Source organism: Aeromonas rivuli, assembly GCF_000820045.1.
GTDB classification, from domain to species: Bacteria; Pseudomonadota; Gammaproteobacteria; order Enterobacterales; family Aeromonadaceae; genus Aeromonas; species Aeromonas rivuli.
Genome location: NZ_CDBJ01000003.1, coordinates 14,799 through 39,808, shown reverse-complemented (window position 1 = coordinate 39,808; position 25,010 = coordinate 14,799). Strand labels below are relative to the sequence as shown.

General features: G+C 60.8%; 25 protein-coding genes and 1 tRNA gene. 21 read left to right on the top strand and 5 right to left on the bottom strand.

Annotated elements, in window-relative coordinates; genetic code table 11:
* Positions 1–99 precede the first annotated feature (99 nt).
* A tRNA-Thr gene (locus tag BN1130_RS00525) sits at positions 100–175 on the top strand.
* 65 nt (positions 176–240) lie between these two features.
* Here BN1130_RS00525 and BN1130_RS00520 read toward each other — a convergent pair.
* On the bottom strand, positions 241–444 hold the full coding sequence (locus BN1130_RS00520; protein ID WP_042039602.1) for a hypothetical protein: 204 nt from the start codon (positions 442–444) through the stop codon (positions 241–243).
* A 149-nt stretch (positions 445–593) separates the two neighbouring features.
* Between BN1130_RS00520 and BN1130_RS00515 the strand changes: the two genes are divergently transcribed.
* From BN1130_RS00515 to hemB, 10 genes are all read left to right on the top strand, one after another.
* A complete protein-coding gene (locus BN1130_RS00515) occupies positions 594–1,859 on the top strand; it encodes a cytosine deaminase (protein WP_042039601.1) in 1,266 nt (421 codons plus the stop codon).
* Between the two features lie 86 nt (positions 1,860–1,945).
* On the top strand, positions 1,946–2,323 hold the full coding sequence (gene crcB, locus BN1130_RS00510; protein ID WP_042039600.1) for a fluoride efflux transporter CrcB: 378 nt from the start codon (positions 1,946–1,948) through the stop codon (positions 2,321–2,323).
* Positions 2,324–2,388: 65 nt separating this feature from the next.
* Positions 2,389–3,141 carry a bifunctional demethylmenaquinone methyltransferase/2-methoxy-6-polyprenyl-1,4-benzoquinol methylase UbiE gene (gene ubiE, locus BN1130_RS00505; protein ID WP_042039599.1) on the top strand — a complete coding sequence of 251 codons (753 nt, stop codon included), beginning with the start codon at positions 2,389–2,391 and terminating at the stop codon, positions 3,139–3,141.
* A gap of 9 nt (positions 3,142–3,150) precedes the next feature.
* Entirely contained in the window at positions 3,151–3,759 is a 609-nt protein-coding gene (locus BN1130_RS00500; protein ID WP_042039598.1) for a ubiquinone biosynthesis accessory factor UbiJ, read from the top strand.
* Complete coding sequence (gene ubiB / locus BN1130_RS00495) at positions 3,759–5,396, top strand: ubiquinone biosynthesis regulatory protein kinase UbiB (RefSeq protein WP_042039597.1); 1,638 nt, start codon at positions 3,759–3,761, stop codon at positions 5,394–5,396. Before BN1130_RS00500 ends, ubiB begins: the two co-directional genes overlap by 1 nt.
* Before the next feature lie 42 nt (positions 5,397–5,438).
* Positions 5,439–5,684, top strand: coding sequence for a Sec-independent protein translocase subunit TatA (gene tatA / locus BN1130_RS00490; protein WP_005900501.1), 246 nt, complete (start codon positions 5,439–5,441; stop codon positions 5,682–5,684).
* Positions 5,685–5,687: 3 nt separating this feature from the next.
* Positions 5,688–6,164, top strand: a complete 477-nt coding sequence (tatB, locus tag BN1130_RS00485) for a Sec-independent protein translocase protein TatB (RefSeq protein WP_042039595.1) — start codon at positions 5,688–5,690, stop codon at positions 6,162–6,164.
* Complete coding sequence (gene tatC, locus BN1130_RS00480; protein WP_042039594.1) at positions 6,161–6,913, top strand: twin-arginine translocase subunit TatC; 753 nt, start codon at positions 6,161–6,163, stop codon at positions 6,911–6,913. Before tatB ends, tatC begins: the two co-directional genes overlap by 4 nt.
* 165 nt (positions 6,914–7,078) lie before the next feature.
* The gene (locus tag BN1130_RS00475) at positions 7,079–7,864 is read left to right on the top strand and encodes a TatD family hydrolase (protein WP_042039604.1); all 786 of its coding nucleotides are present in this window, start codon (positions 7,079–7,081) and stop codon (positions 7,862–7,864) included.
* 3 nt (positions 7,865–7,867) lie between these two features.
* Positions 7,868–8,887 (top strand): porphobilinogen synthase, encoded by a 1,020-nt coding sequence (hemB, locus tag BN1130_RS00470; protein ID WP_042039593.1) that lies wholly within the window; start codon positions 7,868–7,870, stop codon positions 8,885–8,887.
* Between the two features lie 127 nt (positions 8,888–9,014).
* Here the strand turns inward: hemB and norR are convergent, their stop codons facing one another.
* Positions 9,015–10,538: a nitric oxide reductase transcriptional regulator NorR gene (gene norR, locus BN1130_RS00465; RefSeq protein WP_042039591.1), complete on the bottom strand. Its 1,524-nt coding sequence runs from the start codon at positions 10,536–10,538 to the stop codon at positions 9,015–9,017.
* A gap of 171 nt (positions 10,539–10,709) precedes the next feature.
* On the opposite strand from norR, the gene norV reads away from it, so the two are divergent.
* The 5 genes from norV to BN1130_RS00440 all read left to right on the top strand — a co-directional run bounded on the left by norV (position 10,710) and on the right by BN1130_RS00440 (position 16,607).
* Complete coding sequence (gene norV / locus BN1130_RS00460; protein ID WP_042039590.1) at positions 10,710–12,191, top strand: anaerobic nitric oxide reductase flavorubredoxin; 1,482 nt, start codon at positions 10,710–10,712, stop codon at positions 12,189–12,191.
* Entirely contained in the window at positions 12,188–13,354 is a 1,167-nt protein-coding gene (gene norW, locus BN1130_RS00455) for an NADH:flavorubredoxin reductase NorW (protein ID WP_042039589.1), read from the top strand. Before norV ends, norW begins: the two co-directional genes overlap by 4 nt.
* A gap of 51 nt (positions 13,355–13,405) precedes the next feature.
* On the top strand, positions 13,406–13,744 hold the full coding sequence (locus tag BN1130_RS00450; protein ID WP_042039587.1) for a TehB family protein: 339 nt from the start codon (positions 13,406–13,408) through the stop codon (positions 13,742–13,744).
* Positions 13,745–13,886: 142 nt separating this feature from the next.
* Positions 13,887–15,104: a 4Fe-4S binding protein gene (locus BN1130_RS00445; RefSeq protein ID WP_042039586.1), complete on the top strand. Its 1,218-nt coding sequence runs from the start codon at positions 13,887–13,889 to the stop codon at positions 15,102–15,104.
* 291 nt (positions 15,105–15,395) lie between these two features.
* Positions 15,396–16,607, top strand: coding sequence for an aromatic amino acid transporter (locus BN1130_RS00440; RefSeq protein ID WP_042039585.1), 1,212 nt, complete (start codon positions 15,396–15,398; stop codon positions 16,605–16,607).
* Between the two features lie 836 nt (positions 16,608–17,443).
* Here BN1130_RS00440 and BN1130_RS00435 read toward each other — a convergent pair.
* Positions 17,444–18,394 carry a transposase gene (locus BN1130_RS00435; RefSeq protein WP_042039584.1) on the bottom strand — a complete coding sequence of 317 codons (951 nt, stop codon included), beginning with the start codon at positions 18,392–18,394 and terminating at the stop codon, positions 17,444–17,446.
* 217 nt (positions 18,395–18,611) lie between these two features.
* Between BN1130_RS00435 and BN1130_RS00430 the strand changes: the two genes are divergently transcribed.
* Entirely contained in the window at positions 18,612–19,298 is a 687-nt protein-coding gene (locus BN1130_RS00430; RefSeq protein WP_042039583.1) for a hypothetical protein, read from the top strand.
* Positions 19,299–19,462: 164 nt separating this feature from the next.
* Here the strand turns inward: BN1130_RS00430 and glyS are convergent, their stop codons facing one another.
* Both glyS and glyQ read right to left on the bottom strand, forming a co-directional pair.
* On the bottom strand, positions 19,463–21,532 hold the full coding sequence (gene glyS, locus BN1130_RS00425) for a glycine--tRNA ligase subunit beta (protein WP_042039582.1): 2,070 nt from the start codon (positions 21,530–21,532) through the stop codon (positions 19,463–19,465).
* 9 nt (positions 21,533–21,541) lie between these two features.
* Positions 21,542–22,486 carry a glycine--tRNA ligase subunit alpha gene (gene glyQ / locus BN1130_RS00420; RefSeq protein ID WP_042039581.1) on the bottom strand — a complete coding sequence of 315 codons (945 nt, stop codon included), beginning with the start codon at positions 22,484–22,486 and terminating at the stop codon, positions 21,542–21,544.
* Positions 22,487–22,695: 209 nt separating this feature from the next.
* On the opposite strand from glyQ, the gene BN1130_RS00415 reads away from it, so the two are divergent.
* The 4 genes from BN1130_RS00415 (at position 22,696) to BN1130_RS00400 (ending at position 24,781) form a co-directional block, all read left to right on the top strand.
* Positions 22,696–23,265 (top strand): DNA-3-methyladenine glycosylase I, encoded by a 570-nt coding sequence (locus BN1130_RS00415; protein WP_042039580.1) that lies wholly within the window; start codon positions 22,696–22,698, stop codon positions 23,263–23,265.
* 82 nt (positions 23,266–23,347) lie between these two features.
* On the top strand, positions 23,348–23,602 hold the full coding sequence (locus BN1130_RS00410) for a hypothetical protein (protein ID WP_042039579.1): 255 nt from the start codon (positions 23,348–23,350) through the stop codon (positions 23,600–23,602).
* 113 nt (positions 23,603–23,715) lie between these two features.
* The gene (locus BN1130_RS00405; protein ID WP_042039577.1) at positions 23,716–23,958 is read left to right on the top strand and encodes a hypothetical protein; all 243 of its coding nucleotides are present in this window, start codon (positions 23,716–23,718) and stop codon (positions 23,956–23,958) included.
* 166 nt (positions 23,959–24,124) lie between these two features.
* Complete coding sequence (locus BN1130_RS00400) at positions 24,125–24,781, top strand: OmpA family lipoprotein (RefSeq protein WP_042039576.1); 657 nt, start codon at positions 24,125–24,127, stop codon at positions 24,779–24,781.
* Positions 24,782–25,010: the final 229 nt, after the last annotated feature.

Genomic DNA, 25,010 nt, shown 5'->3' with positions numbered 1-25,010 from the left:
TTACGGTCACAGCGATGTGACTGGTCGTGTAACAACGTCAGGTTGTTGCGGACAACAGATTGAGATAACGCACACAGTGTGTTCTTTACCGGTTAGTGTGCTGATATGGCTCAGTTGGTAGAGCGCATCCTTGGTAAGGATGAGGTCCCCAGTTCGACTCTGGGTATCAGCACCAGTAAATTGAAAGGCCTTCCCGATCGGGAAGGCCTTTTTGCATTGACGATTTTGATGACCGGACCATCAATTCAACGAGATCGCCCTGGCATCCAGGTAGCACCTGACCTCGCCAGAAGGTGTTTTGGTGACCATGGCAGTCAACTTGTCTTCCCGCCGGTATTCCCAGTGGCTCTCTATGGCATCGAGTGGCGGCTTGCGGATCCCCAGACCCTGCAAATATTCGTTAAACAGGCCAATGCTGCCTATCTCTATCATTTTCTCTTTCATATTGTTCCGTCCGGCTTCTGGTGATCCCTATCTCAGTCATGTTAACAGTTCTCGTATGAGCCACACCTAATGACTTCTCTCATTCGTTGATCCAAGTTAACTTGTTGTGAAATAAAGCCGATGGCATTCAGAGAATAGGGAGAGGCGGGATGTTGATCACCAATGTGAGGCTGGCGGGGCAGCAAGGGCTGTGGCAGATCCATTGCCAGAATGGATTGATCGAGAGTGTGGCCCCCATGAATGGGACCAGGACGGATGATGACTGTCTGGATGGTGAGGGGGGGTTGGTCATGGCCCCCTTTATCGAGCCACACATCCATCTGGATACTACCCAGACCGCCGGTGAGCCGAGCTGGAACCAGTCCGGTACCCTGTTCGAGGGCATAGAGCGCTGGGCTGAGCGCAAGGCCCTGCTCACCCATGAGGATGTCAAAACCCGGGCCAGGCAGACGCTCAAATGGCAGATAGCGAATGGGATACAGTTCGTGCGCAGCCATGTGGACGTGTCGGATCCTGAGCTGATCGCCCTCAAGGCCATGCTGGAGCTGCGTGAAGAGATGAAACCCTGGGTCGAGTTGCAGCTTGTGGCCTTTCCCCAGGAGGGGATTCTCTCCTATCCCAACGGCAAGGGGCTGATGGAAGAGGCGATGGCGCTCGGTGCCGATGTGGTGGGCGCCATTCCCCATTTCGAATTTACCCGGGAGTACGGTATCGAGAGTCTGCATTATGCATTCGAGCTGGCGGAGCGATATAATGCCCTGATCGATGTACATTGCGACGAGATCGACGATGAACAGTCACGTTTCATCGAAACCCTGGCGACCCTGGCGCTGGAGCGCGGCTGGGGGAAACGCGTCACCGCCAGCCATACCACCGCCATGCATTCTTATAACGGTGCTTATGCCTCCCGGCTGTTCCGCCTGCTACGCATGGCAGATATCAACTTCGTCGCCAATCCCCTGGTCAATATCCACCTGCAAGGGCGCTTCGACACTTACCCCAAGCGGCGTGGTATCACTCGGGTCAAGGAGATGCTGGAGGCAAATATCAATGTCTGCTTCGGCCACGACGATGTATTCGATCCCTGGTACCCCATGGGCACGGCCAACATGCTGCAGGTGCTGCACATGGGGCTGCATGTCTGCCAATTGATGGGGTATGAGCAGATTAACGATGGCTTGAAGTTGATCAGCAACCATAGTGCCCGCACCCTGCAGGTAGAGGATCGCTACGGTATCGAGGTCGGCAAGCCGGCCAACCTGCTGATCCTGCCCGCCGAGAACGGCTTCGATGCGGTGCACCGTCAGGTGCCGGTACGCTACTCCATTCGTCATGGCAAGCTGATTGCCGAAACGACGCCTGCCAGGACTCACATTCATCTGACGCAGCGCGAACTCATCGATTTTCGCCGCTGAGTTGAGGGAACATTAGGCCGACCATGACCCTGTCAACTACAGGGTATATTTTGCATAATGTCGGCTGAAACCCTTGGAGATTTACCATGCAAACCTGGTTATTTGTGGCCTGTGGTGGCGCCATCGGCGCCTGTCTGCGCTTTGGTATGACGGAGTTGATGGCCCTGCTACTGGGCCGCCATTTTCCCTACGGCACCCTGACCGTCAATGTGCTCGGCTCCTTCATCATGGGCATTGCCTTTGCCCTCATCAGCAATGGTCACGTGCTGGAACACCCCATGAAGCCGTTGCTGATGGTTGGCATACTGGGCGCCCTGACCACCTTCTCCTCCTTTGCGCTGGACACTGTGCTGCTGGCCCAGCAAGGAGCCTGGCTCAAGGCGGTGCTCAACATGGGGCTCAACCTCTTCCTCTGTCTGGCCATGGTGGTGCTGGGCATGCAGTTGGTCGGGAGCCGGGTTTAAGGTGTCCGGACGCTGGCGGCTCTGGTAAACTGGCGGCCATTGTTTGTTCTATGGGTGTTTGAGGGATGTCGGAACCGACTACAACTACGCATTTTGGCTTTAAAACCGTCGAGGCCAACGAGAAAGAGACGCTCGTGGCCGGGGTCTTCCATTCGGTGGCAGCCAAGTATGATGTGATGAACGATCTGATGTCGTTCGGCATTCACCGCCTGTGGAAGCGCTTCACCATTGATTGCTCCGGCGTGCGCCGTGGCCAGAAGGTGCTGGATCTGGCCGGTGGCACCGGCGATCTCACTGCCAAGTTCTCCCGCATCGTCGGTGAGACCGGGCAGGTGGTGCTGGCGGATATCAACGATTCCATGCTGAAAGTCGGTCGCGACAAGCTGCGCAATCTGGGGGTCGCCAACAACGTCTCCTTCGTGCAAGCCAATGCCGAGGCCCTGCCCTTCCCGGACAACCATTTCGATGTTATCACCATCGGCTTCGGCCTGCGCAATGTCACCGACAAGCAGAAGGCGCTGGCCTCCATGTTCCGGGTGCTCAAGCCGGGCGGTCGCCTGCTGGTGCTGGAGTTCTCCAAACCGGAGAGTGAGGTGATCGCCAAGCTCTATGATCTCTACTCATTCAAACTGCTGCCGAAAATGGGCGAATTGGTTGCGAACGACGGCGAAAGCTACAAATACCTGGCGGAATCCATCCGCATGCACCCGGATCAGGAGACCCTCAAGGCAATGATGCTGGAGGCGGGCTTCGATCAGGTGGATTACTACAACCTCACCCAGGGCGTTGTCGCCCTGCACCGTGGTTACAAGTTCTAAGGGCCGAGTATGCCAATGGATGCCATGGTCACGGCCGTGATCGAAACCAGCCTCAACCAGCTGCTGCGCCTCGATGATCAGAGCCCGGAGCGGTTGCGCAAACTGAATGGCAAAGTGCTCAAGCTGGATCTGCGCGAGCTCAAGCCGCTCTGGTTTATCTTCTCGGAGCGCCGTCTCGATGTGCTGGCTCAGCATGAAGGGGAGGCCGATGCCGTGCTGAGCCTCTCCCTGAGCGCCCTGGGTCTGCTCAAAGACCCCTCCGCCCTGACCCGCTATATCCGCGAGGAGAAGCTGGACTTGCATGGGGATCCCCAGCTGGTGCAGGCCTTCAGTACTCTGCTTGGCGAACTCGATATCGATTGGGAAGAGCAGCTCTCTCGTTACACCGGGGACGTGCTGGCGCACAGTCTGTTTCGCGGTGCCCATCAGGCGCGCAAGGCGATAGGGACCGAGCTGTGCCGCACTCAACGCCAGCTGGCAGAATATCTCACCGAAGAGGTTCGCCTCGCCCCGGGCCCGCTGGAAGTGGCCAGTTTCTCCGATGACGTCGATGCCCTGGTCCAGCGCCTCAAGGCCACCGAACTGCGTCTCGCCCGCCTCGAGCAACGGATCCCCTGATGACCCCCAAGGAGTTCAAACGTCTCTATCGCATCGTCGCCATCCTGCTTGAGCAGGGAATAGACGAGCTGGTGCCGGCCAAGTATCAACCCTGGCCTGGCCGCCTGGCCCGCCGCAGCCTGTTCTGGCTCAAGAATCGGCAGCAGGGCGAGAGTCGCGGCATGCGCATCCGCCTCGCCTTCGAGGCGCTCGGTCCCATCTTCATCAAGTTTGGCCAGATGTTGTCGACCCGGCGCGATCTGCTGCCCCCCGACATCGCCGAGGAGCTGGCGCTGCTGCAAGACAGAGTGCCCCCCTTCTGCGGCCAGCTGGCCCGTAGCCAGATAGAGCAGAGTCTGGGAGTGCCCATCGAGGCGCTGTTCGATGATTTCGACGAGACGCCACTGGCCTCCGCCTCCATCGCCCAGGTGCACACGGCCCGTCTCAAGGAGAATGGCCGCGAGATCGTCATCAAAGTGATCCGCCCCGACATAGAGCAGACCATAGAGGCCGATCTGCGGCTGATGACCGCCCTGGCCCGGCTGGTGTCCCGCTTTGCCCCCTCCAGCGCCCGGTTGCGGCCAGTCGAGGTGGTTGCCGAGTATCGCAAGACCATACTCGACGAGCTCAATCTGATGCGCGAGGCCGCCAACGCCATCCAGCTGCGCCGCAACTTCCTCGGCTCGGACGCCCTCTATGTGCCCGAGGTTTACTCCGAGCACTGCCGTGAGCAGGTGTTGGTGATGGAGCGCATCTACGGCATACCGGTTTCCGACATTGCCGCCCTGGAAGCTAACGGCACCAACATGAAGCTGCTGGCCGAGCGCGGTGTCGAGGTCTTCTTCACCCAGGTGTTTCGGGACAGCTTCTTCCACGCGGACATGCACCCCGGCAACATCTTCGTGGCTCGCGAGCACCCGGAAAACCCACTCTGGATCGGCATAGATTGCGGCATAGTCGGCACCCTGAACAAGGAGGACAAACGCTATCTGGCCGAGAACTTCCTCGCCTTCTTCAACCGGGATTACCGCAAGGTGGCCGAGTTGCACGTGGAGTCAGGCTGGGTGCCTGCCGACACCAAGGTCGACGAGTTCGAGTTTGCCATCCGCACCGTGCTGGAACCCATCTTCGAGAAGCCCCTGTCCGAGATCTCGTTCGGCCATGTGCTGCTCAATCTGTTCAACACCGCCCGGCGTTTCAACATGCAGGTGCAGCCCCAGTTGGTGTTGCTGCAGAAAACCCTGCTCTATATCGAGGGCTTGGGGCGCCAGCTCTATCCCCAGCTCGACTTGTGGCAGACCGCCAAGCCTTTCCTGGAAAACTGGATGCGCGAACAGGTCGGCCCCAAGGCGGTCTGGAACGCGATCCGCGACAAGGCACCCTTCTGGGCCGAGAAGTTGCCCGAGCTGCCCGAGCTGGTTTACGAGACCCTGCGTCAGGCCCGCAGCCAACAACGTCAGTTTGATCATCTGTTTGTCGAATTTCGCAGTCATAGTCGTCGTCAGGGTCAGGCTCGCTATCTGCTTGGTACCGGCGCGGCGCTGCTGTTGGCGGGTGTATTCCTGATTACCGAACAACATATTGAATGGGGTCAAGTCTCTTTGGGTGCCAGTGGCGTATGCTGGCTGCTCGGTTGGCTCAAGGCCCGCTCACACTAATCACAATGCGCGCCTGACGGCGCCAATTTCGGAGAGAAAATCATGGGTGGAATCAGTATTTGGCAGTTGTTGATCATCGCGGCCATCGTGGTGTTGTTGTTTGGTACCAAGAAGTTGCGCGGCATTGGCGGCGATCTGGGCGCTGCGGTCAAGGGCTTCAAGAAAGCCATCTCTGACGAACCCGATGCCAAACCGGTGCAAAAAGATGCGGACTTCGATCCCAAGCAGCTGAATGAATCGGCCAAGCAGGACGAGAGCGCGAAGCAGAAAGACAAAGATCAGGCCTAAGCCATGTTCGATATCGGTTTTTGGGAACTGGTCGTGGTCGGCATCGTCGGCCTGCTGGTGCTGGGCCCTGAGCGGCTACCGGTGGCCATCCGTACCGTCAGCGGCTGGATCCGGGCGGTGCGCAGCACGGCCAATGCGGTCAAGTCCGAGTTGGCGCAAGAGCTCAAGCTGCAAGAGCTGCATAACGATCTCAAGAAGGCCGAGCAACTGCAGATGCGCAATCTGAGCCCGGAACTGCAAGAGTCCATCGACAAGCTGAAGGAGGCGGCCGAGTCGGTCACTCATCCCTACGCCAAGGCGGCGCCTTCGGAGGCAGCTATCGATGAGCCTGAGGCGCAGCCCGAGCCGGAAAACCGCATCCTGCCCGATGGCGCCGCCAGAGCGCAGCCAGTCAACGCGCAGGCTGCCGAGCCGCAGCAACCTGTGGCCGCACCGGCCAAGGCTGCATCGCCGGATCTCAATGGGGAGGCCAAGCCATGAGCCAGACCGAACAGCCGTTGATCGCCCACCTGGTGGAGCTGAGGACCCGCTTGCTCCATGCCCTTGGCGCCATACTGCTGGTGTTTGTCTGCCTGGTCTATTTTTCGAACGATATCTACAAGTTCGTCTCTGAGCCACTGATAAGCCAGCTGCCTGCGGGCACCAGCATGATAGCGACCGATGTGGCGACCCCCTTCCTGACGCCCATCAAGCTGACCATAGTGGTCGCCTTCTTCATCACCATCCCCTATCTGCTCTACCAGGCCTGGGCCTTCATCGCCCCGGGCCTGTACAAGCATGAGCGGCGGCTCATCATGCCACTGGTCTGCTCCAGCGCCCTGCTGTTCTACTCGGGCATGGCGTTCGCCTACTACGTGGTGTTCCCGCTGGTGTTTGGCTTTTTCACCAGCACGGCGCCGGCCGGGGTGACCATTGCCACCGACATCGCCAACTACCTGGATTTCGTGCTGACGCTGTTCTTCGCGTTCGGGGTGGCGTTCGAGATCCCGGTTGCGACCATATTGCTGTGCTGGACCGGGGTCACCACCCCGGAGAGCCTCAAGGCCAAGCGTCCCTATGTGGTGGTGACAGTGTTCGTCATCGGCATGTTGCTGACGCCGCCGGATGTCTTCTCCCAGACACTGCTCGCCATTCCCATGTGGATGCTGTTCGAGGTCGGGGTCTTCTTCGCGCGTTTCTATACCCGCAAGGAGCCACTGGCCGACGAGGAGACCGAAGAGGGGGGCTGAGCCCCCCTCTCTTTTTGCGCCTTGCCAGCGCAAGCCGGGGCGGTGGCTTGCCAGAAGGGAGGGTACAAGCTGAATGCCCGTTGGGGCATCGGCCCTTTTCATGGTCGGTCGCGGGGAGTATGGTAGTGGCCCTTGATGGCTTTCATCTGCATTTTTGAAGACTCCATGATAGACATAGGCATTAACCTCACCAGCCCCCAGTTTGCGGGGGAGCAGGACGAGTTGGTCGAGCGCGCCCGCGCCGCCGGACTCAGCGCACTGATCCTGACCGGTACCGACCTGGCGGGCAGCCAGGAGAGCGCCACCTTGGCCAGCCGCTGGCCCGGCTACTGTTTCTCGACCGCGGGGGTGCATCCCCATGATGCCAAGTCGGTGGACGAGCAGACCCTGGCCGCCTTGCGTGAGCTGGCGGCCCTGCCTCAGGTGGTTGCCATCGGTGAGTGCGGCCTGGACTACAATCGCGACTTCTCGCCGCGCCCCGTGCAAGATGCCGTGTTCGAGGCCCAGCTTGCCCTGGCCGCCGAGCTGCACATGCCGGTGTTCCTGCACTGCCGCGATGCCCACGCCCGTTTCATCGAGATCTTGAGTCCCTGGCTCCCCAAGCTGCCGGGGGCCGTGTTGCACTGTTTCACCGGCTCCGATGCGGAGCTCGATGAGTGCCTGGCCCTGGGGCTGCACATCGGCGTCACCGGCTGGATCTGCGACGAGCGACGGGGTCTCTTGCTGCGCGAGCAGGTGGCTCGCATTCCGGCGGGCCGGCTGATGATAGAGACGGATGCCCCCTATCTGGTGCCCCGGGATCTCAAGCCGCGTCCCAAACGCAACGAACCCGCTTTTTTGCCGCACATCGCCAAGGTGGTGGCGGCTTGCCGCGCGGAAGCGCCCGAGGCCTTGCTGGCCCATACCCGGGCCACTTCCGCCGCGTTTTTCCAACTGCCAATCCAGGAGTGACTCATGGCCACAACTCTTCCAGGTGCCTTCCCGGGCCGCCGCCTGCGCCGGGCGCGCAAGCAGGATTTCAGCCGCCGTCTGATGCGTGAGAATCACCTCACGGTCGATGATCTCATCTATCCGGTGTTCGTGCTGGAAGGTGAGGGCCAACGTGAAGCCGTGGTTTCCATGCCGGGGGTGGATCGCCTCTCCATCGATCTGCTGCTGATTGAGGCCGCCGAGCTGGTTGCCCTGGGGGTGCCCGCCATCGCCCTGTTCCCGGTGACGCCGCTTGGCAAGAAGAGCCTGCTGGCCGAGGAAGCGTACAACCCGGATGCCCTGGCCCAGCGCGCTACTCGCGCCCTCAAGGCGGCTTTCCCCGAGCTTGGGGTCATCACGGATGTGGCGCTGGATCCCTTCACCACCCATGGTCAGGATGGCATCATTGATGGCGACGGCTATGTGATGAACGACATCACCACCGAGATCCTGGTCAAGCAGGCGCTCTCCCATGCGCAGGCGGGGGCCGACATGGTGGCGCCGTCCGACATGATGGATGGCCGCATTGGCGCCATTCGTGCGGCACTGGAGGAGCACGGCTTCGTGCACACCCAGATCATGGCGTACTCCGCCAAGTACGCCTCCAGCTACTATGGCCCCTTCCGGGATGCGGTCGGCTCGGCCAGCAATCTGGGCAAGAGCAACAAGGCCAGCTATCAGATGGATCCGGCCAACGGTGACGAGGCCCTCCACGAGGTGGCCCTGGACATCCAGGAGGGGGCAGACAGCGTCATGGTCAAGCCCGGCATGCCCTATCTGGACGTGATCCGCCGGGTCAAGGATCAGTTCGGCGTGCCGACTTACGCCTATCAGGTGAGTGGCGAGTATGCCATGCACATGGCCGCCATCCAGAACGGCTGGCTCAAGGAGCGGGAGACCGTCATGGAGTCCCTGCTCTGCTTCAAGCGGGCCGGTGCCGATGGCATTCTCACCTACTTCGCCAAGCGGGTTGCCCAATGGCTGAAGGAAGATGCCCGGCGCTGATGGCGGCTTGCGGCTTACAACAACGGCTCCCTCGGGAGCCGTTGTTGTATCTGCATTGCGCCGGGTTGGCCTGCGAGCATGTCCTTATCCCACACTTCCCCGGCGGCGAGGGGGTTATGGGCAACCCTCAGGCCTTGAGGCCTAGCCGCCGGGCGAGCCGGTGCAGGTTGCCGCCGTCCAGCGCCAGCGCCCGGGCGGTGGCGGCCCAGTTGCCATCCTGGGCCGCCAGGGTCTGCTCTATCAGCCGAAGCTGGAAGGCGTCGGTGGCGACGCGCAGGCCGAGGCCGGTGGCGACGGACGGGGCTGGGGTGGCCGTGCTGGCGGCAGGCGGCGGCGAGACCGCCGCCCCCAGATTGAAGTGGTGGGCATCCAGGGCCGGGGCCTGACTGCCCTGCTCGGCCCGCGCCAGCACGGCGGCTCTGTGGATGGCGTGCTCCAGCTCGCGCACGTTGCCCGGCCAGTCGTGACTCTCGAGCAGTGCCAGCGCACCAGGCAGGATGCGCAGTCGCTCCAGCCCCAGGCTGACCCGGCAGCGTTCGCAAAAATAACCGGCAAGCAGGGGAATGTCGCCGGGGCGTTCGCGCAGCGCCGGGGCCTGGATCGGGAAGACGCTCAGGCGGTGGTAGAGATCGCTTCGAAACTGCCCCTCGACCACAGCCTGCTTCAGATCCCGGTTGGTGGCGGCCAGGATGCGCACATTGACCTTGAGGGGGGTGTCGTCACCGATGCGCTGCAGATCGCCGTATTGCAGCACCCGCAGCAGCTTGGCCTGCAGCGCCAGCGACAGCTCGCCAATCTCGTCGAGAAACAGGGTGCCCCTGTCCGCCAGCTCGAACTTGCCCGCCCGGTTGTGGATGGCGCCGGTGAAGGCCCCCTTCACGTGGCCGAACAGCTCGCTTTCGGCCACGGATTCCGGCAGGGCTGCGCAGTTGAGGTAGACCAGGGGCGCACTGGCGCGGGGTGAGCCCTGATGCACCGCCTTGGCGATCAGCTCCTTGCCGACCCCCGTCTCCCCCAGGATCAGCACGTTCAGCTCCGAGCTCGCCACCACGTCTATCTCGTGGCGCAGCCGGGCCATGGCGGGGGAGCGGCCTATCATCTCTGGCTGGCCCTCGGCATGGGGGGCTGAGGCGAGGGGCTCGCTGCTCTGGCGGGCGAGGCGTTCCAGCAGCAGGGCGTTGCTGAGGGCGGCGGCGGCCAGGGCCCCCACCAGCCGCAACTCCTCGTCGCTGATGCCGTCGAACTGGGTCGGGTTCATGCCGTCTATGGTCAGGGCGCCGATGAGCGCCTGATCTGAAAACAGCGGCAGGCCAACGCAGGCGTGCACCTTGAAGTCGTCGTGATCCGGGATCAGGCCGTCATAGGGGTCGGGCAGGGAGCTGTCGGCGGGAAAGCGCACCACGTCGCCGGCGCGGGCTATGGCCTCCATGCGCGGGTGATCCTTGAGCGCGAAGCGGCGGCCCAGCACGTCCTGCATCAGGCCATCTATGGCCAGCGGGATGAACTGGCCCCCCTCGTAGCGCAGCAGGGCCGAGGCATCGGAGTGCAGCAGGCTGCGCACGCTCTGGATCAGGCGGTGGAATCTGTCCTGATGGGAGATGCCGAGTTGCAGGTCGAGGGCGATGCGCGCCAGGCTGTCGGTCGAGATCACGATAATTGTCCAAATGACAGTGTATTTGTGATTTTGACTATAGAGAGAGGCTGTCTAAATGACAATGACAGATATTGTAATATATTAAAAACAATAGGTTATAAGTTGGCACGCCCGCTGCAATAGGGAATTCAGTCACACATTCACTATTGCCTGCTGAGGAACTGCCTGATGAGCATTCACGTCAAGAACAACATCCACTGGGTCGGCCAACGGGACTGGGAGGTTCGCGACTTCCACGGCACCGAGTACAAGACCCACAAGGGCACCAGCTACAACAGCTATCTCATTCGCGAAGGGAAGAACGTGCTGATCGACACCGTCGATCACAAGTTCAGCCGGGAGTTCGTGCAGAACCTGGCGGCGGAGATAGATCTCGCCTCCATCGACTACGTGGTGATCAACCACGCCGAGGAGGATCACGCCGGCGCCCTGACCGAGCTGATGGCCCGCATCCCGGGCACCCCCATCTACTGCACCCACAACGCCATCGACTCCATCACAGGCCACCATCACCACCCGGAGTGGAACTTCCAGCCAGTGAAAACCGGCGACAGCCTGGACATAGGCAACGGCAAGCAGCTGGTGTTTATCGAGACCCCCATGCTGCACTGGCCCGACAGCATGATGACCTATATGACGGAGGATGCGGTGCTCTTCTCCAACGACGCCTTCGGCCAGCACTACTGCGACGAGCACCTGTTCAACGACGAGGTGGATCAGACCGAGCTGATGGAGCAGTGTCAGCGCTACTACGCCAACATACTCACCCCCTTCAGCCCCCTGGTGACCGCCAAGATCAAGGAGGTGCTCGGCTTCAACCTGCCGGTGAGCATGGTGGCCACCTCCCACGGCATCGTCTGGCGCGAGGATCCCACCCAGATCATCCTCAAGTATCTGGAGTGGGCCGACCACTATCAGGAGGATCGCATCACATTGTTCTACGACTCCATGTCCAACAATACCCGCATGATGGCCGACGCCATCGCCCAGGGCATCCACGAGGTGGACCCGGGGGTGGCGGTGAAGATCTACAACGTGGCGCGCCACGACAAGAACGAGATCCTGACCCAGGTGTTCCGCTCCAAGGGGATACTGGTGGGCTCCTCCACCATGAACAACGTCATGATGCCCAAGGTGGCGGGCATGCTCGAGGAGATCACCGGCCTGCGTTTTCGCAACAAGCGGGCTTCTGCCTTCGGCAGCTATGGCTGGACCGGCGGCGCCGTGGACAGGATCCAGACCCGGCTGATGGATGCTGGCTTCGACATCAGCCTCTCCCTCAAGGCCAAGTGGCGCCCGGATGGCTCGGCGCTGGCCCTGTGCCGCGAGCACGGCCGTCAACTCGCCCGCCAGTGGGCCCTGCATCCGCTGGAGGCACCCCGCCCGATCACCACAACCCAGGCGGCAGTGACGCCTGCCCCCGTGATAGCCAAGGCGCCGCAAGCCGCACCGGCCGCCGCTGAATGGGATGACGATCAGCCCATGCTCTGCACCGTCTGCCAGTGGGTCTATGATCCGGCGCTCGGTGAGCCGGATCAGCTGGTGGCACCGGGCACTCCCTGGGCCCAGGTGCCTGACAGCTTCCTCTGCCCGGGCTGCGGCATCGGCAAGGAGGTCTTCGAGCCCTGCGCCGTGGAGGCCTGTGTATGAATGCCGTAACCCTGAGTGAGGCTGGCGCCAGCCGGGAGATAGTGGTGATCGGCAGCGGCTTCGCCGCCCAGCAACTGGTCAAGAGCCTGCGCAAGCTGGATGGTGAACAGCCCATCCGCCTCATCACCGCCGACAGCGGCGACGAGTACAACAAGCCGGACTTGAGCCACGTGGTGAGCCGGGGCTGCGCCGCCGCAGCCATGACCCGGCTGAGCGGCAGCGACTTCGCCGAGCAGCAGCGCATCGCGCTGCTGCCCCACTGCCAGGTTCTCGGCATAGATCCCGCCCGGCGCACCCTGTTGACCTCGCAGGGCAGCTTCCCCTACGGCCAGCTGGTGCTGGCCACAGGCGCCAGCGCGGCGCGCCCCGAGATACCGGGCAGCGAGCATCTGGTGACCCTCAACAGCCAGCAGGAGTATGCCGCCGCCGAGGGGCTGATCCAGCAGGCCAGACGCATCATGATATTGGGGGCCGGGCTGATTGGCTGCGAACTGGCGATGGACATGGCGAGCGACGGCCGCGAGGTGACCCTGGTGGATCTGGCGGGCAGTCCCCTCGGCAGCCTGCTGCCCGCCGCCCTGACCCCTCCGCTGCAACAGGCGCTGCGCAGTCAGGGAGTCAGCCTGCAGTTCGGGACAGGTATTGCCAGAGTGGACGCCCAGCCCGGCGATGGCTGGCGGGTGACCCTGACCGATGGCCGCACCTGCGAGCAGGATCTGGTGATCGCCGCCATTGGCCTGAAGCCGAATATGGCCCTGGTCCAAGCAGCCGGACTGGAAGTGGAACGCGGCATCCTGGTCGATGACAGCTTGCAGACCAGCGATCCCCATATCTTCGCGCTGGGGGATTGCCTGCAGTGGCGGGGTCAGCTGCTCCCCTTCCTGCAACCCATAGTGCTGGGGGCCAATGCGCTGGCGCGCACCCTGCTCGGCACGCCGACCCCGCTGATCCTGCCCCCCATGCTGGTGAAGGTGAAGACGCCGCGCTACCCGCTGCAGCTGGCCGGCCGCACCCAGGGCGAGGATCTCGCCTGGCAGTGCCGCTGGAACAGTCACGGCATGGTGGCCGAGGCGCGCGACGAAGCTGGCGAGCTGTGCGGCTTCGTGGTGGGGGGTGATCAGATGAGCGCCGCCTTCCCGCTGCTGCGCCAGCTGCCCCGTTGATTCATCGATAACGCTAGGCCGGGTTGACCCGGCCACTCGAGGAGAACCGATATGTCTATGCAACTGATACCGTCTCACTGGGTGGTGCGTCGTTCCACCCCCTTCTTCACCCGCCAGAGCGTGCCCCAGGCCCTGCTCAGCCACCACAACACCGCGGCCGGGGTGTTCGGCCAGCTCTGCGTGATGGAGGGCACAGTCACCTACCACGGCTTCGCCGACGAGCGGGCCGAACAGCCTGAGATCAGCCTGGTGATCCGGGCTGGCCAGTTCGCCACCAGCCCACCTCAGTACTGGCACAGGGTCGAGCTGTCGGAAGATGCCCGCTTCAATATCCACTTCTGGGCCGAGCAGGGTTCGTCGGACCAGCCCCTGTTCAACAGCCGAAAATAATAAGGTTCAACAGCCGCAAAGGGTGAGAATGGGTGGGGCCAATCCGGGTGAATGGCACCCTCTGCCCATGCAGATCAAAATAATCAATTCAGATGTTCGTTATCTTGCCCCCTTATCCGAATGAGTGCTATGAGGGAGATGCATGAGCCTGATTGAAGCGATAGCCATGGTGGCTGGCCTGGTCTATCTGGCCCTGTTGGGGTGGCAGGCGCGCACCGGTTGGCAATGGCATCTTGCCCTCGGCCTGCTGCTCATGCTCTGGTTGCTGGTGGCGGACAGCCCGCTCTGGTTCGCGCTGGGGTTGGTGGTCGTTCCTCTCGCCCTGTGGCACAGATACCGGCCGCTGCCGACACTCGGCGGGATCAACAGCCAGTCGCTGCGGGCGCGCACACGCCACCTGCTGCTGCTCTGCTGGGGGCTGGTGACAGTGCAGTACGGCATCCATATCTGGCAGCTGGGGCAGGGGATACCCCCCTGGCTGGTGCGTCCGGATGTGGTGGACGGCTTCCTGCCCATCGCCGGTGGGCTGGGGCTGCGGGCCTGGCTCGGACAGGGGCTGGTGGATCCGCACCATCCGGCGGCCACCATCACTGTGCTGGTGCTCTGCCTGTCGGCCCTGCTGCTGGGGCGGGCGTTCTGCGCCTGGTTCTGCCCCCTCGGGCTGGTGGGTGAGTGGCTGCACGGGCTGCGCCATCGGCTGTGGCCGGGGGAATGGACGCCGCCGCGCTGGCTCGATGCCGTGCTGTGTTCCCAGAAATTCCTGGTGCTCGGCTTCCTGCTGTTTATCGTGCTGATCGCGGTGCCAGGCGCCGCCCTGCCCGGCTACCTCGCCAGCCCCTACCATCAGGCGGCGGACATGAAGATGGGGGCCTTCTTCTTCAACCTGACCCTCATCTCCGGCCTCTGCCTCGGCTGGGTGCTGCTGCTCACCGCCACCATCCGCCAGGGGTTTTGCCGCTACCTCTGCCCCTACGGCGCCTGGCTCTCTTTACTCGGCCTGCTGACACCTCTGCGCATTCGCAGGGATCCGGCCCGCTGCCTGCGAAGTGCTGGCCATGACTGCGACAGGTGCAGCCGGGCCTGTCCCTCCCGCATCCAGGTGCACCAGCTGATCGCGGTGCAGAGCCTCGAATGCAGTAACTGCCTGAGCTGCGTGGCCGCCTGCCCCAAAAGCGCCGATGCGCTGCACCTTGGCAGCAAGGCACGTAGGCTGGAGCCCCAGTGGCTGCTGGGCCTGCTCTGCCTGTTGCTGCTGGTGCTGCCGTTGCTCGCTTACGGCCTGCTGGAGTTCTGGGTCAGCCAGACGCCGCTCGCCGACCGCTACGAGTTGCTGCAAATGCTGCCACAACTGGTCCATTGAGCGTCGATGGGCCAGTCGCAGCTAACCGCCCTGTGCGGAGAGCCTGATTGCCGGAGGATGCACCCGCATTTGATACCTGAGGGGTAGCAAGGTAAAGTCCCTTCCCCGACATGATGGCCCTGCTGCCATGTCGGGCCGGTAGCTAGCCCTGGTCGCGCCTTGCTTCGCTTTCGAAGCAGCAAGCGCCGGGCGCCGGCAGCATAGATGAGCGCGATCTACCATGACAACCGGCGTAGCAAATGCAACGGTCCGCGGTCGCGATCAGATCAACAATCGTCTTTGGAGAAGTAAATGGGACAGAAACCATCTTTGGTGGGCGGGGCATGTATCATTGCCGGCGTCTGTGTGGGAGCTGGCATGCTGGGGCTGCCGAGTGCCGGGGCGGGCGCCTGGACCATCTGGTCTATCCTGGCCATTGCCCTGACCATGGTGGTGATGACCATCTCCGGCTGGCTGCTGCTCGAATCCTATCAGGGCTATCCGCTGCGCGTCTCCTTCGATACCGTGACCCGAGAGTTGCTGGGGGACAAGGTCAATGCCTTGAACAACCTCACCGTTTACTTCGTCGGCGGCATACTGCTTTACGCCTACATCACCTCGGCGGGGCTCATCATAGATGGCATGACCGGCATCGGCAGCCAGTGGGCCTCCATACTGTTCACCCTCTGCTTCTCGCTGCTGGTGTGGCATTCGACCCGGGCGGTGGATCGCATCTCCGTGGTGCTGGTCATCTCCATGGGGCTGAGCTTCGTATTCGGCATCTCGGGTCTCTCCCTCAACATCAAGCCGACCCTGCTGTTCGATACCCTGAGCCAGCACGCCAGCTATGCACCCTATGCGCTGGCCATGCTGCCGGTGGCACTGACCTCGTTCGGTTATCACCATTCGGTCTCCTCCATGCGCGCCTACTACGGTGAGGAGCGCCGCGCCCGTTACGCCATCCTCGGTGGCACCGCCATCGCGCTGCTGTTCTACCTGGTCTGGCTGGTGAGCGTGTTCGGCAACCTGCCGCGTAGCGAGTTCGGCCCCGTGGTGGCACAAGGGGGCAACGTCGATGTGCTGCTCAAGGCGTTGGCCTCGGTCATCGAGTCTGAGGCGGTGGCCAACGCCCTCAACCTCTTCTCCATGGCCGCCATCCTCTCCTCCTTCATCGGAGTGGGCCTGGGGGTGTTTGACTATCTGGCGGATCTGTTCAAGTTCGACAACAGTCGCCAGGGCCGTGCCAAGTCCTGGGGGGCGACCTTCCTGCCGCCGTTGCTGCTCTCCCTGCTGTTCCCGTTCGGCTTCCTGATGGCCATCGGCTACGCTGGCGCCGTGGCGACCCTCTGGACCTGCATCATTCCGGCGCTGCTGGCCTGGAAGGTGCGCAAGAGTGGCAAGAGCGACGGTTTCCGGGTGCCGGGTGGTTTGCCGGTGATAGCGGGGGTCTTCCTGTTCGGGGTACTGACCGCGCTGTTCCACCTGCTCAACATGGCGGGATTGTTGCCGGTCTATACCGGCTGACTCGATCAGTTCCGACGCCATCGGTTGGGATGCAGTAAAACGGCGCCTTGGGGCGCCGTTTCTTATGGTACGGCGCTACCTTGGCGGCAGGCCTGGATTCAGTCCCGTTTTAATCAGGACACCCACCCATGAGGAGTGCACATAATTTAATCAGGACACCCACCCATGAGGAGTGCACATAATTTAATCAGGACACCCACCCATGAGGAGTGCACATAATACGGAAGGGACCATTTACACTTTGGCGTATTCAAGGTCTGAAACGCATGCAGCAGCATAGTGGGATCCCGCCATGGGCCATGGTGAGGGTCAGGTGGCTATAGATGAGGGTGCTTCAACCTAGCGGTCAGTATTTATCGTTTTAATCAGGACACCCACCTTTGAGGAGTACACATAACACGGAAGGGACCATTCACATTTTGGCGTATTCAGGGTCTGAAACGTATGCAGCAGCATAGTGGGATCCCGCCATGGGCCATGGTGAGGGTCAGGTGGCTATAGATGAGGGGGCTTCAACCTAGCGGTCAGTATTTATGACGCGTAAGAGCCTGCTTCTCTAACCAAAAGGACTGTGGCACGCTAGCGCAGACCCACTGTTTTAATCAGGACACCCACCTTTGAGGAGCACACATAGCACGGAAGGGACCATTCACACTTTGGCGTATTCAGGGTCTGAAACGCATGCAGCAGCATAGTGGGATCCCGCCATGGCCATGGTGAGGGTCAAGTGGCTATAGATGAGGGTGCTTCAACCTAGCGGTCAGTATTTATGGCGCGTAAGAGCCTGTTCCTCTAATCAAAAAGGACTGTGGCACGCTAGCGCAGACCCACAGGTATTAAAGATGAGGTTGGTGACATCGCGTCTGGCCACAGTGGGCGGCGTAGCGCTGGCAACAAACCTTGTCGCCAATCGCCCGGATACCCTGGCGCCGAAACAGGGTGACGTGCCCCAGCCACTGTTCCTCGTTCATGCCTAGGCGCTGGAGTACAGGTGCGAGATGGTGTGGTATATGGCCACGCTTATCCAGGCGAATCGCTCGTCCTGTCCAATCTACGAAAGCCAGGTAATCAGCAAAACTGCAAGGGAGCGTCTCAGGCTTTCCTTCTCTTGCAAAAGGCAGCAGCAAGGGGGTCTGTGTGGCTAGATCAGCGGTTTGCTCGATGCGTTGCTGGATGCTGGTGAAATCGCTCTCTTCCGGTGTGGCAGCGATGCCTGCCCGTATGGGATTGAGGTCGACATAGGTCATGCAGGCCAGCAGCGCCGACTCGGTGAGCAGGGCCTGACTCTTGAAGCGTCCCTCCCAGAAGTGACCCTTGCAGCCATCTTCCTGATTGGCCTGGCGGGCCAGCGACTCGTTTAGCAAGCGCACCAGCCAGCTGATGGAATAGAGACGATCCCGCCACTGGGTTATCAGCTGATGCACTACCTCCAGCTCGGGTGCTATCAGTTCCTCCCCCTGATACCAGCGCCGCACCAGCAAGGGCCACTGGAACAGACGGGACCAGCGCTCCGCCACCTCCCGCTCACTCCACTCATTAGCCATGTTGGCCTGCACCTTGAGTACCAGATGATAGTGATTGCTCATCACGGCATAGGCGCAGATGCCGATGGCAAAGACCTGCGACAGCTGATCCAGCTTGTCGGCAACCCACTGGCGCCTGTGCTCGTAGCTTTGGCCGGAGTGATCATCCTGGCCGCAGAGAAAGGCGCGCCGGACGCAGCGGCTGACCACGTGATAGTAAGGCGTATCGGCGAGGCTGATCTGGCGTGAACGGGCGATGGTCATGGCGGCTCTCTCCTCGGGTCTCATGGTTTAAGAAAAGTGGAGGGGGCGTGAGTTGTCAAAGCAGGGATTAGGTGGGTGTCCAGCTTTTGGTCTCTCTGTTTAAGAAAAGTGGAATGGGAGTGCGTCGTCAAAGCTGGGGCTAGGTGGGTGTCCCAGCTTTTCCTCCATTGTGTTAATGTGTTTTTATTAAATCTGTTCAGGGATATGAGTAGCAATTATGGATATTGTAGATTTTATAAGAAAATTTATTTTTGAGTTATCAGAGCAATTAGAAGCATCAGACTTATACCTCACGATCTTTGCCGCTTTATTAGGTGCAGTAGTCGGAGCACTGCTTACAATGCTTGTGTCGATTCTCTCTGGATTTTTTAATAAGTTAAGCTATAACAAATTGGTCAGAATGCAAATTCATCATATAACCGAATCTAATATAATGCGATGTCAAGTTAATATAGGTGTTCTAGATAATGAGATTGATGGATTATCTTCTCGGGGAAAATTCACATTGAATGGCCTTGCTTTGCTTCAAGACTACGAAAATACGTTATTTTATACACCAGCAAAATTTAGACCTACAGAGTTTTTTTTAATCCGCATGCAAACCACAGCATTGAACTCACATCATGCGCAACTAGCGTCAATGCTAGAACAAAGAGCTAGGCTAGATATAGAGATTAGAAAAGCCTCCCAAGGTGAGCAGGAGTGGGAATTAACAGGGCTAAGGCTAGAATATGATAGGCACCTTAAAAATAAGTTTTCTGAGATAAAAGAGTTTACAAAAGCCCTTAGAGATTATATTGACCTTGGATGTCTCAAACGATTTGTTATGAATTTCATCCCCCTAAGAGTGATTAAAAGCCAGTCAATGAAAGCTGCCATGGAGACACCAACTCAGACCAACTAACTGGCACTCTACATTACATTGGAGGACCAATTAGGTAGATCTATTAATTATTCCTTAACCATTACACCGCCTGTTTTATTAGTGAATGTTAAATATATTGGTAAGGACTCAATAAAAGCGGCGCCTTTCGGCGCCGTTTTTACTATCAATCAACCCAACCAAGATCACTGCAGCAGGGAGATATCCGCGACTTGCAGGAACAGGTTGCGCAGGTTGTTCAGCAGTGCCAGACGGTTGGCCTTGAGGGCCTCGTCTTCTGCCATCACCATCACCTCGTTGAAGAAGGTGTCGACCGGCTCGCGCAGGGCGGCCAGACGGGTGAGGGCAGCCTGATAGTCACCGGCAGCGAACAGCGGGGCCAGTTCGGATTGCAGTGCTGCAACCTGGGTGGCCAGCGCCTTCTCGGCGGCATCGACCAGCAGTTCCGGCTTGACGACGGTCGGCAGCTCGCCTTCGACCTTGGCCAGGATGTTGCTGACGCGCTTGTTGGCGGCGGCCAGGGCCAGTGCGGCATCCAGGCTGCGGAAGTGGCTGACGGCCTTGACGCGACGATCGAAGTCCAGCGGACGGGTCGGGCGGCGGGCCAGTACGGCCAGCACAACATCGGCACCTATGCCTTCGTCCTGATAGGCGGCGCGGAAGCGGCCCAGCATAAAGTCGACCACGTCGGTGACGACGGTCTTGTTGGTCAGCTTGTCGCCGTAGACGCGTACCGCTTCTTCCACCAGTTCAACCAGATCCAGATCCAGCTGCTTCTCGGTCATGATGCGCAGGGCACCTATGGCGGCGCGGCGCAGGGCGAAGGGATCCTTGTCGCCTTTGGGCAGCATGCCGATGCCGAAGATACCGGCCAGGGTATCGAGCTTGTCGGCCAGCGCCACGGCGCAGGCTTCCAGCGCGGACGGCAGGGCATCACCGGCGAAGCGCGGCATGTACTGCTCGTTCAGGGCCACGGCCACCACTTCGTCTTCGCCGTCGTGACGGGCGTAGTGCATCCCCATGACACCCTGGGTGCTGGCGAACTCGCCGACCATGTTGGTCATGAGATCGCACTTGGAGAGCAGGCCGGCGCGCTTGGCCTGAGCCACGTTGGCGCCGATGCGCTCGGCGATAAAGCCGGCAACTGTCTCGATGCGCTCGACCTTGGCCTTGACTGTGCCGAGCTGTTGCTGGAACAGCACGGTTTCGAGGCGCGGCAGGCGTGAAGCCAGGCTCTGCTTCAGATCGGTCTTGAAGAAGAACTCGGCGTCAGAGAGACGGGGGCGAACCACCTTCTCGTTGCCGCTGATGATCTGGCTCGGGTCTTTTGACTCGATGTTGGTGACGAAGATGAACTTCGGCAGCAGCTTGCCGCTCTTGTCGTAGACCGGGAAGTACTTCTGGTCACCCTTCATGGTGTGCACCAGCGCCTCGGCGGGGACTGCCAGGAACTTCTCTTCGAAGTTGGCGGTCAGCACCACAGGCCACTCGACCAGGGCGGTGACTTCTTCCAGCAGGGCGTCGTCCAGATCGGCGACGCCACCGAAGGCGGCAGCGGCCGCTTCGACGTCAGCCTTGATCTTGGCCTTGCGCGCCATAAAGTCGGCAACCACTTTGCCTTTTTCCAGCAGGATCTGCGGGTACTGGCTGGCGTTGTCGATGGTGAATTCACTTTCGCCCATAAAGCGGTGACCGCGAATGGTGCGGGCGGAGTCGATACCCAGAATGTGAGCGGGCACCAGATCTCCATCCAGCAGCAGGGTCACGGTGAACACCGGACGCACGAACTGGATGGTCTTGTCGCCCCAGCGCATCATTTTCGGGATGGGCAGCTTGGCCAGTGCTTGGCTAACCAGTTCGCCCAGCAGATCTTTGGCCGGACGGCCTTCGACCTTGGCGGTGTGAACCAGCCACTCACCCTTGTCGGTGACCAGACGCTCGGCCTGTTCAACCGTGATGCCGTTGCCACGGGCCCAGCCTTCGGCAGCCTTGGTCGGCTTGCCATCGGCATCGAACGCCTGGGAGACGGCCGGGCCGCGCTTCTCGACGCTCTTGCTCGGCTGCTCGCTGGCCAGGTTGCTCACCTTGAGGGCCAGACGGCGCGGTGAGGCGAACCACTCGACGTCGCCGAAGGCCAGATCGGCCTTGGTCAGCTCGGCTTTGAAGTTGTCGGCAAAGGCTTCGGCCAGGGTGCGCAGCGCCTTGGGTGGCAGCTCGGCGGTGCCGATCTCTACCAGAAATGTATGTTGTGCCATGTCCGTTCCTTAACCTTGCTGCTCGTTGCCACGTTGGCGCTCTTCGTCGCTGCGCTTACACATCGGGAAGCCCAGCGCTTCGCGGGAGGCGTAGTAAGCCTCGGCCACGGCCTTGGTCAGGGTGCGAATGCGCAGTATGTAGCGCTGACGCTCGGTGACCGAGATGGCCTTGCGGGCATCCAGCAGGTTGAAGGAGTGGGCGGCCTTGAGGATGCGCTCGTAAGCGGGCAACGGCAGGGGCGTTTCCAGTGCCAGCAGATGCTGAGCCTCTTTCTCGTACTGCTCGAAGCAGTGGAACAGGAAGTCCACATCGGCGTGTTCGAAGTTGTAAGTGGATTGCTCCACCTCGTTCTGGTGGAACACATCGCCGTAGGTGGTCTTGCCCAGGGGGCCATCGGACCAGACCAGGTCATAGACGCTGTCCACGCCCTGGATGTACATGGCCAGACGCTCGAGACCGTAGGTGATCTCGCCGGTGACCGGCTTGCATTCGAGGCCGCCCACCTGCTGGAAGTAGGTGAACTGAGTCACTTCCATGCCGTTGAGCCACACTTCCCAGCCCAGACCCCAGGCACCCAGAGTCGGGTTTTCCCAGTTGTCTTCCACGAAGCGGATGTCGTGGATCTCAGGGTCCATGCCCAGCTCTTTCAGCGAGCCGAGGTAGAGTTCCTGAATGTTGTCGGGGGAAGGCTTGATGATCACCTGGAACTGGTAATAGTGCTGCAGGCGATTCGGGTTTTCACCGTAGCGGCCGTCGGTGGGACGGCGGGACGGTTGCACGTAGGCGCAGGCGATGGGCTCGGGCCCCAGGGCGCGCAGGCAGGTCATGGGGTGTGAGGTACCGGCACCCACTTCCATGTCCAGCGGTTGGATAATGGTGCAGCCCTGGCGAGCCCAATAGTCCTGCAGCTGCAGGATCAGGCCCTGAAAGGTTTTGACATCGAATTTTTGCATAATGTTCTTCGCGCGAAATGAGATCAGAGCAAGATTTGCTGAATATTAACCGAAGGAGTATACCGTCTGGCATGGTCGGATAATAGGCGAAATTGCAGTGGATTCATGGGGTGGCGCTGCGCCGGACCTGGTGGGGGCGGGATCTTTACTCGATGGCGTAACTGGTAGAGCATGGTCGGAGTAAGAGACAACTCACAGGGGATTGAGGGATGGAACTGCGCTGCGCCTGGGTGACCAAGGATCCGGAATATATTGAATACCATGACAAACAATGGGGGCGGCCGGTCCGTGACCCGCGCGAGCTGTTTGCCAAGCTCTGCCTCGATGGCCAGCAGGCCGGGCTCTCCTGGATCACCATTCTCAAGCGCACCGACAGCTACTACCGTGCCTATGCCGACTTCGATCCGGTGCTGATCGCCCGGTTCGACGAGCAGGATGTGGCGCGACTGATGCAAGACACCGGCATCATCCGCAACCGCCTCAAGGTGCAGTCGATCATCAGAAATGCCAAGGCCTATCTGGCGTTGGAGGCGCAGGGCATCGACTTCGCCGATTACCTGTGGGCCTTTGTCGGTGGCGTCCCCATGGTCAATCAACGGCGGGGCAATGGCGATATCCCGGCCACCTCACCAGAGTCGGATGCCATGGCCAAAGCGCTCAAGAAGCTTGGCTTCAACTTCGTCGGTAGCACCATCTGCTATGCCTTCATGCAGGCGGTAGGCATGGTGAACGATCATCTGGTCAGCTGTCCCTGCCATGGTGAGTGTCAACAGGGGTAGTGCGCCGCATTTCACCTGTCGGTACAGTCCGGATACAGTGATGCCAGCTCAACATCGGGGTAATCATCACTAGGATACCCCCATGTCACTGAACTCATTTCGCCCCCGAACCCTTGGCAGCTTCATCCTGGCTGCGTGCGCCCTGATGGCGACCCTGCCCGCCGAAGCGGCCGATCGTCAGGACTCCCGTGATCTGCGTCAGGAGGTTCGCCCCGAGGTGCGCGATGCCAAGCAGGACTGCCGAGAGAACGATCAGAAAGATAACTACGAGTGTCGTCAGGACAAGCGTGAAGTGAAGCAGGACGTTCGCGAGAAGGCCCGCGACATCAAGCACTGAAACCCATTCCCTGCCTGATGCCAGGGGGGGCAATCGAGAACGCCTTCCTGCCGGGCTCGGCGTATAATTGAGGAGCGCCCAGCCGGTGCGTTCCAGCTATCTAAGGAGTTACCATGAAGAAGTCCGTATTCATGCTGCTTGCCGCCACTGCCTTGTTGACGGCCCTGCCCGCCCAGGCCACCAAGCAGGCTCAGGAGCGGCGTGAGGCGCGCGACACCCGCCAGGATACCCGCCAGGAGTCCCGCGATGAAAAGCAGGAGTGTCGTGAGGGCTTGGTCGGCAATGCCGATTGCCGTCAGGAGCACCGCGACAACAAGCAGGAAGGGCGCGACGAGGCTCGTGACATCAAGTACTGATCCAGCGCCGACCATCAATCCGGTGGGGCTGAGCGGGTCGCTATCTCGATACAAGGAGGCTCAGGCCTCCTTGTTCATATTCAGAATGCGCGCGTCACACTCTGGCGCCTCTGTTTGATAGAATGCGCAACCATTTGGCTAGAACCGTTTTTTCAGAGGTTTTTTCATGCATTTCAAGAAGCTTGTCTCAGCCTTGGCGCTGACTGTTGCCATCTCTGGTTGTACTACCAATCCCTATACCGGTGAATCCCAGACCTCCAAAGGGGCCTGGGGCGCACTGGCCGGTGCCGCCACCGGTGCCGCCGTGGGCGCCTTGTCATCCAGCAAAGGTGATCGCAAGAAGGGTATTCTGACCGGCGTGGCCGCCGGCGCCGCCCTGGGTGGCGGTATCGGTTACTACATGGACGTGCAGGAAGCCAAGCTGCGCGAGAAGCTGCAGGGCACAGGCGTCAGCGTGACCCGTAATGGCGATGAGCTGATCCTCAATATGCCGAACAACGTCACCTTCGACAGCTCCAGCGCCCAGCTGAAAGCGGCCGGTGCCAATACCCTGTCCGGTGTCGCCATGGTGGTTGCCGAGTTCGACAAGACCCGCCTGAACGTGGTCGGCCACACCGACAGCACCGGCTCCCGCGAGCTGAACATGAAGCTCTCCGCTCAGCGTGCCGACGCCGTTGCCGCCCAGCTGATCGGTCAGGGGGTGACTGGCAGCCGTATCGCGACCCAGGGCGTGGGCCCGGATCAGCCGGTTGCCACCAACAGCACCGCCGCCGGCAAGGCCCAGAACCGTCGTGTGACTATCACCCTGACACCGACCGCCTGATAGGGTTGCCGCCACCGGTTTGCGCCCGTTGAAGAGTGCAAACATCGCGTGCAAAAACAAGGCCCCGCCAATCTGGCGGGGCCTTGTGCTTTTTGGCGATCGATGAGGCCTTGGGTGGCGATGGCTAACCCCGGATTTATACGGCGGCGACCAGTTGCAGTTCGACGCGGTAGCCGGGCTTGGCCAGCTCGACCTGCACACAGGCCCGTACCGGCGCTGTGCCTACGCA

Bases quoted from the DNA above. Each gene is read 5' to 3' on its own strand.
- BN1130_RS00520 (WP_042039602.1), bottom strand. From the start codon at position 444: ATGAAAGAGAAAATGATAGAGATAGGCAGCATTGGCCTGTTTAACGAA.
- BN1130_RS00515 (WP_042039601.1), top strand. From the start codon at position 594: ATGTTGATCACCAATGTGAGGCTGGCGGGGCAGCAAGGGCTGTGGCAG.
- crcB (WP_042039600.1), top strand. From the start codon at position 1,946: ATGCAAACCTGGTTATTTGTGGCCTGTGGTGGCGCCATCGGCGCCTGT.
- ubiE (WP_042039599.1), top strand. From the start codon at position 2,389: ATGTCGGAACCGACTACAACTACGCATTTTGGCTTTAAAACCGTCGAG.
- BN1130_RS00500 (WP_042039598.1), top strand. From the start codon at position 3,151: ATGCCAATGGATGCCATGGTCACGGCCGTGATCGAAACCAGCCTCAAC.
- ubiB (WP_042039597.1), top strand. From the start codon at position 3,759: ATGACCCCCAAGGAGTTCAAACGTCTCTATCGCATCGTCGCCATCCTG.
- tatA (WP_005900501.1), top strand. From the start codon at position 5,439: ATGGGTGGAATCAGTATTTGGCAGTTGTTGATCATCGCGGCCATCGTG.
- tatB (WP_042039595.1), top strand. From the start codon at position 5,688: ATGTTCGATATCGGTTTTTGGGAACTGGTCGTGGTCGGCATCGTCGGC.
- tatC (WP_042039594.1), top strand. From the start codon at position 6,161: ATGAGCCAGACCGAACAGCCGTTGATCGCCCACCTGGTGGAGCTGAGG.
- BN1130_RS00475 (WP_042039604.1), top strand. From the start codon at position 7,079: ATGATAGACATAGGCATTAACCTCACCAGCCCCCAGTTTGCGGGGGAG.
- hemB (WP_042039593.1), top strand. From the start codon at position 7,868: ATGGCCACAACTCTTCCAGGTGCCTTCCCGGGCCGCCGCCTGCGCCGG.
- norV (WP_042039590.1), top strand. From the start codon at position 10,710: ATGAGCATTCACGTCAAGAACAACATCCACTGGGTCGGCCAACGGGAC.
- norW (WP_042039589.1), top strand. From the start codon at position 12,188: ATGAATGCCGTAACCCTGAGTGAGGCTGGCGCCAGCCGGGAGATAGTG.
- BN1130_RS00450 (WP_042039587.1), top strand. From the start codon at position 13,406: ATGTCTATGCAACTGATACCGTCTCACTGGGTGGTGCGTCGTTCCACC.
- BN1130_RS00445 (WP_042039586.1), top strand. From the start codon at position 13,887: ATGAGCCTGATTGAAGCGATAGCCATGGTGGCTGGCCTGGTCTATCTG.
- BN1130_RS00440 (WP_042039585.1), top strand. From the start codon at position 15,396: ATGGGACAGAAACCATCTTTGGTGGGCGGGGCATGTATCATTGCCGGC.
- BN1130_RS00435 (WP_042039584.1), bottom strand. From the start codon at position 18,394: ATGACCATCGCCCGTTCACGCCAGATCAGCCTCGCCGATACGCCTTAC.
- BN1130_RS00430 (WP_042039583.1), top strand. From the start codon at position 18,612: ATGGATATTGTAGATTTTATAAGAAAATTTATTTTTGAGTTATCAGAG.
- glyS (WP_042039582.1), bottom strand. From the start codon at position 21,532: ATGGCACAACATACATTTCTGGTAGAGATCGGCACCGCCGAGCTGCCA.
- glyQ (WP_042039581.1), bottom strand. From the start codon at position 22,486: ATGCAAAAATTCGATGTCAAAACCTTTCAGGGCCTGATCCTGCAGCTG.
- BN1130_RS00415 (WP_042039580.1), top strand. From the start codon at position 22,696: ATGGAACTGCGCTGCGCCTGGGTGACCAAGGATCCGGAATATATTGAA.
- BN1130_RS00410 (WP_042039579.1), top strand. From the start codon at position 23,348: ATGTCACTGAACTCATTTCGCCCCCGAACCCTTGGCAGCTTCATCCTG.
- BN1130_RS00405 (WP_042039577.1), top strand. From the start codon at position 23,716: ATGAAGAAGTCCGTATTCATGCTGCTTGCCGCCACTGCCTTGTTGACG.
- BN1130_RS00400 (WP_042039576.1), top strand. From the start codon at position 24,125: ATGCATTTCAAGAAGCTTGTCTCAGCCTTGGCGCTGACTGTTGCCATC.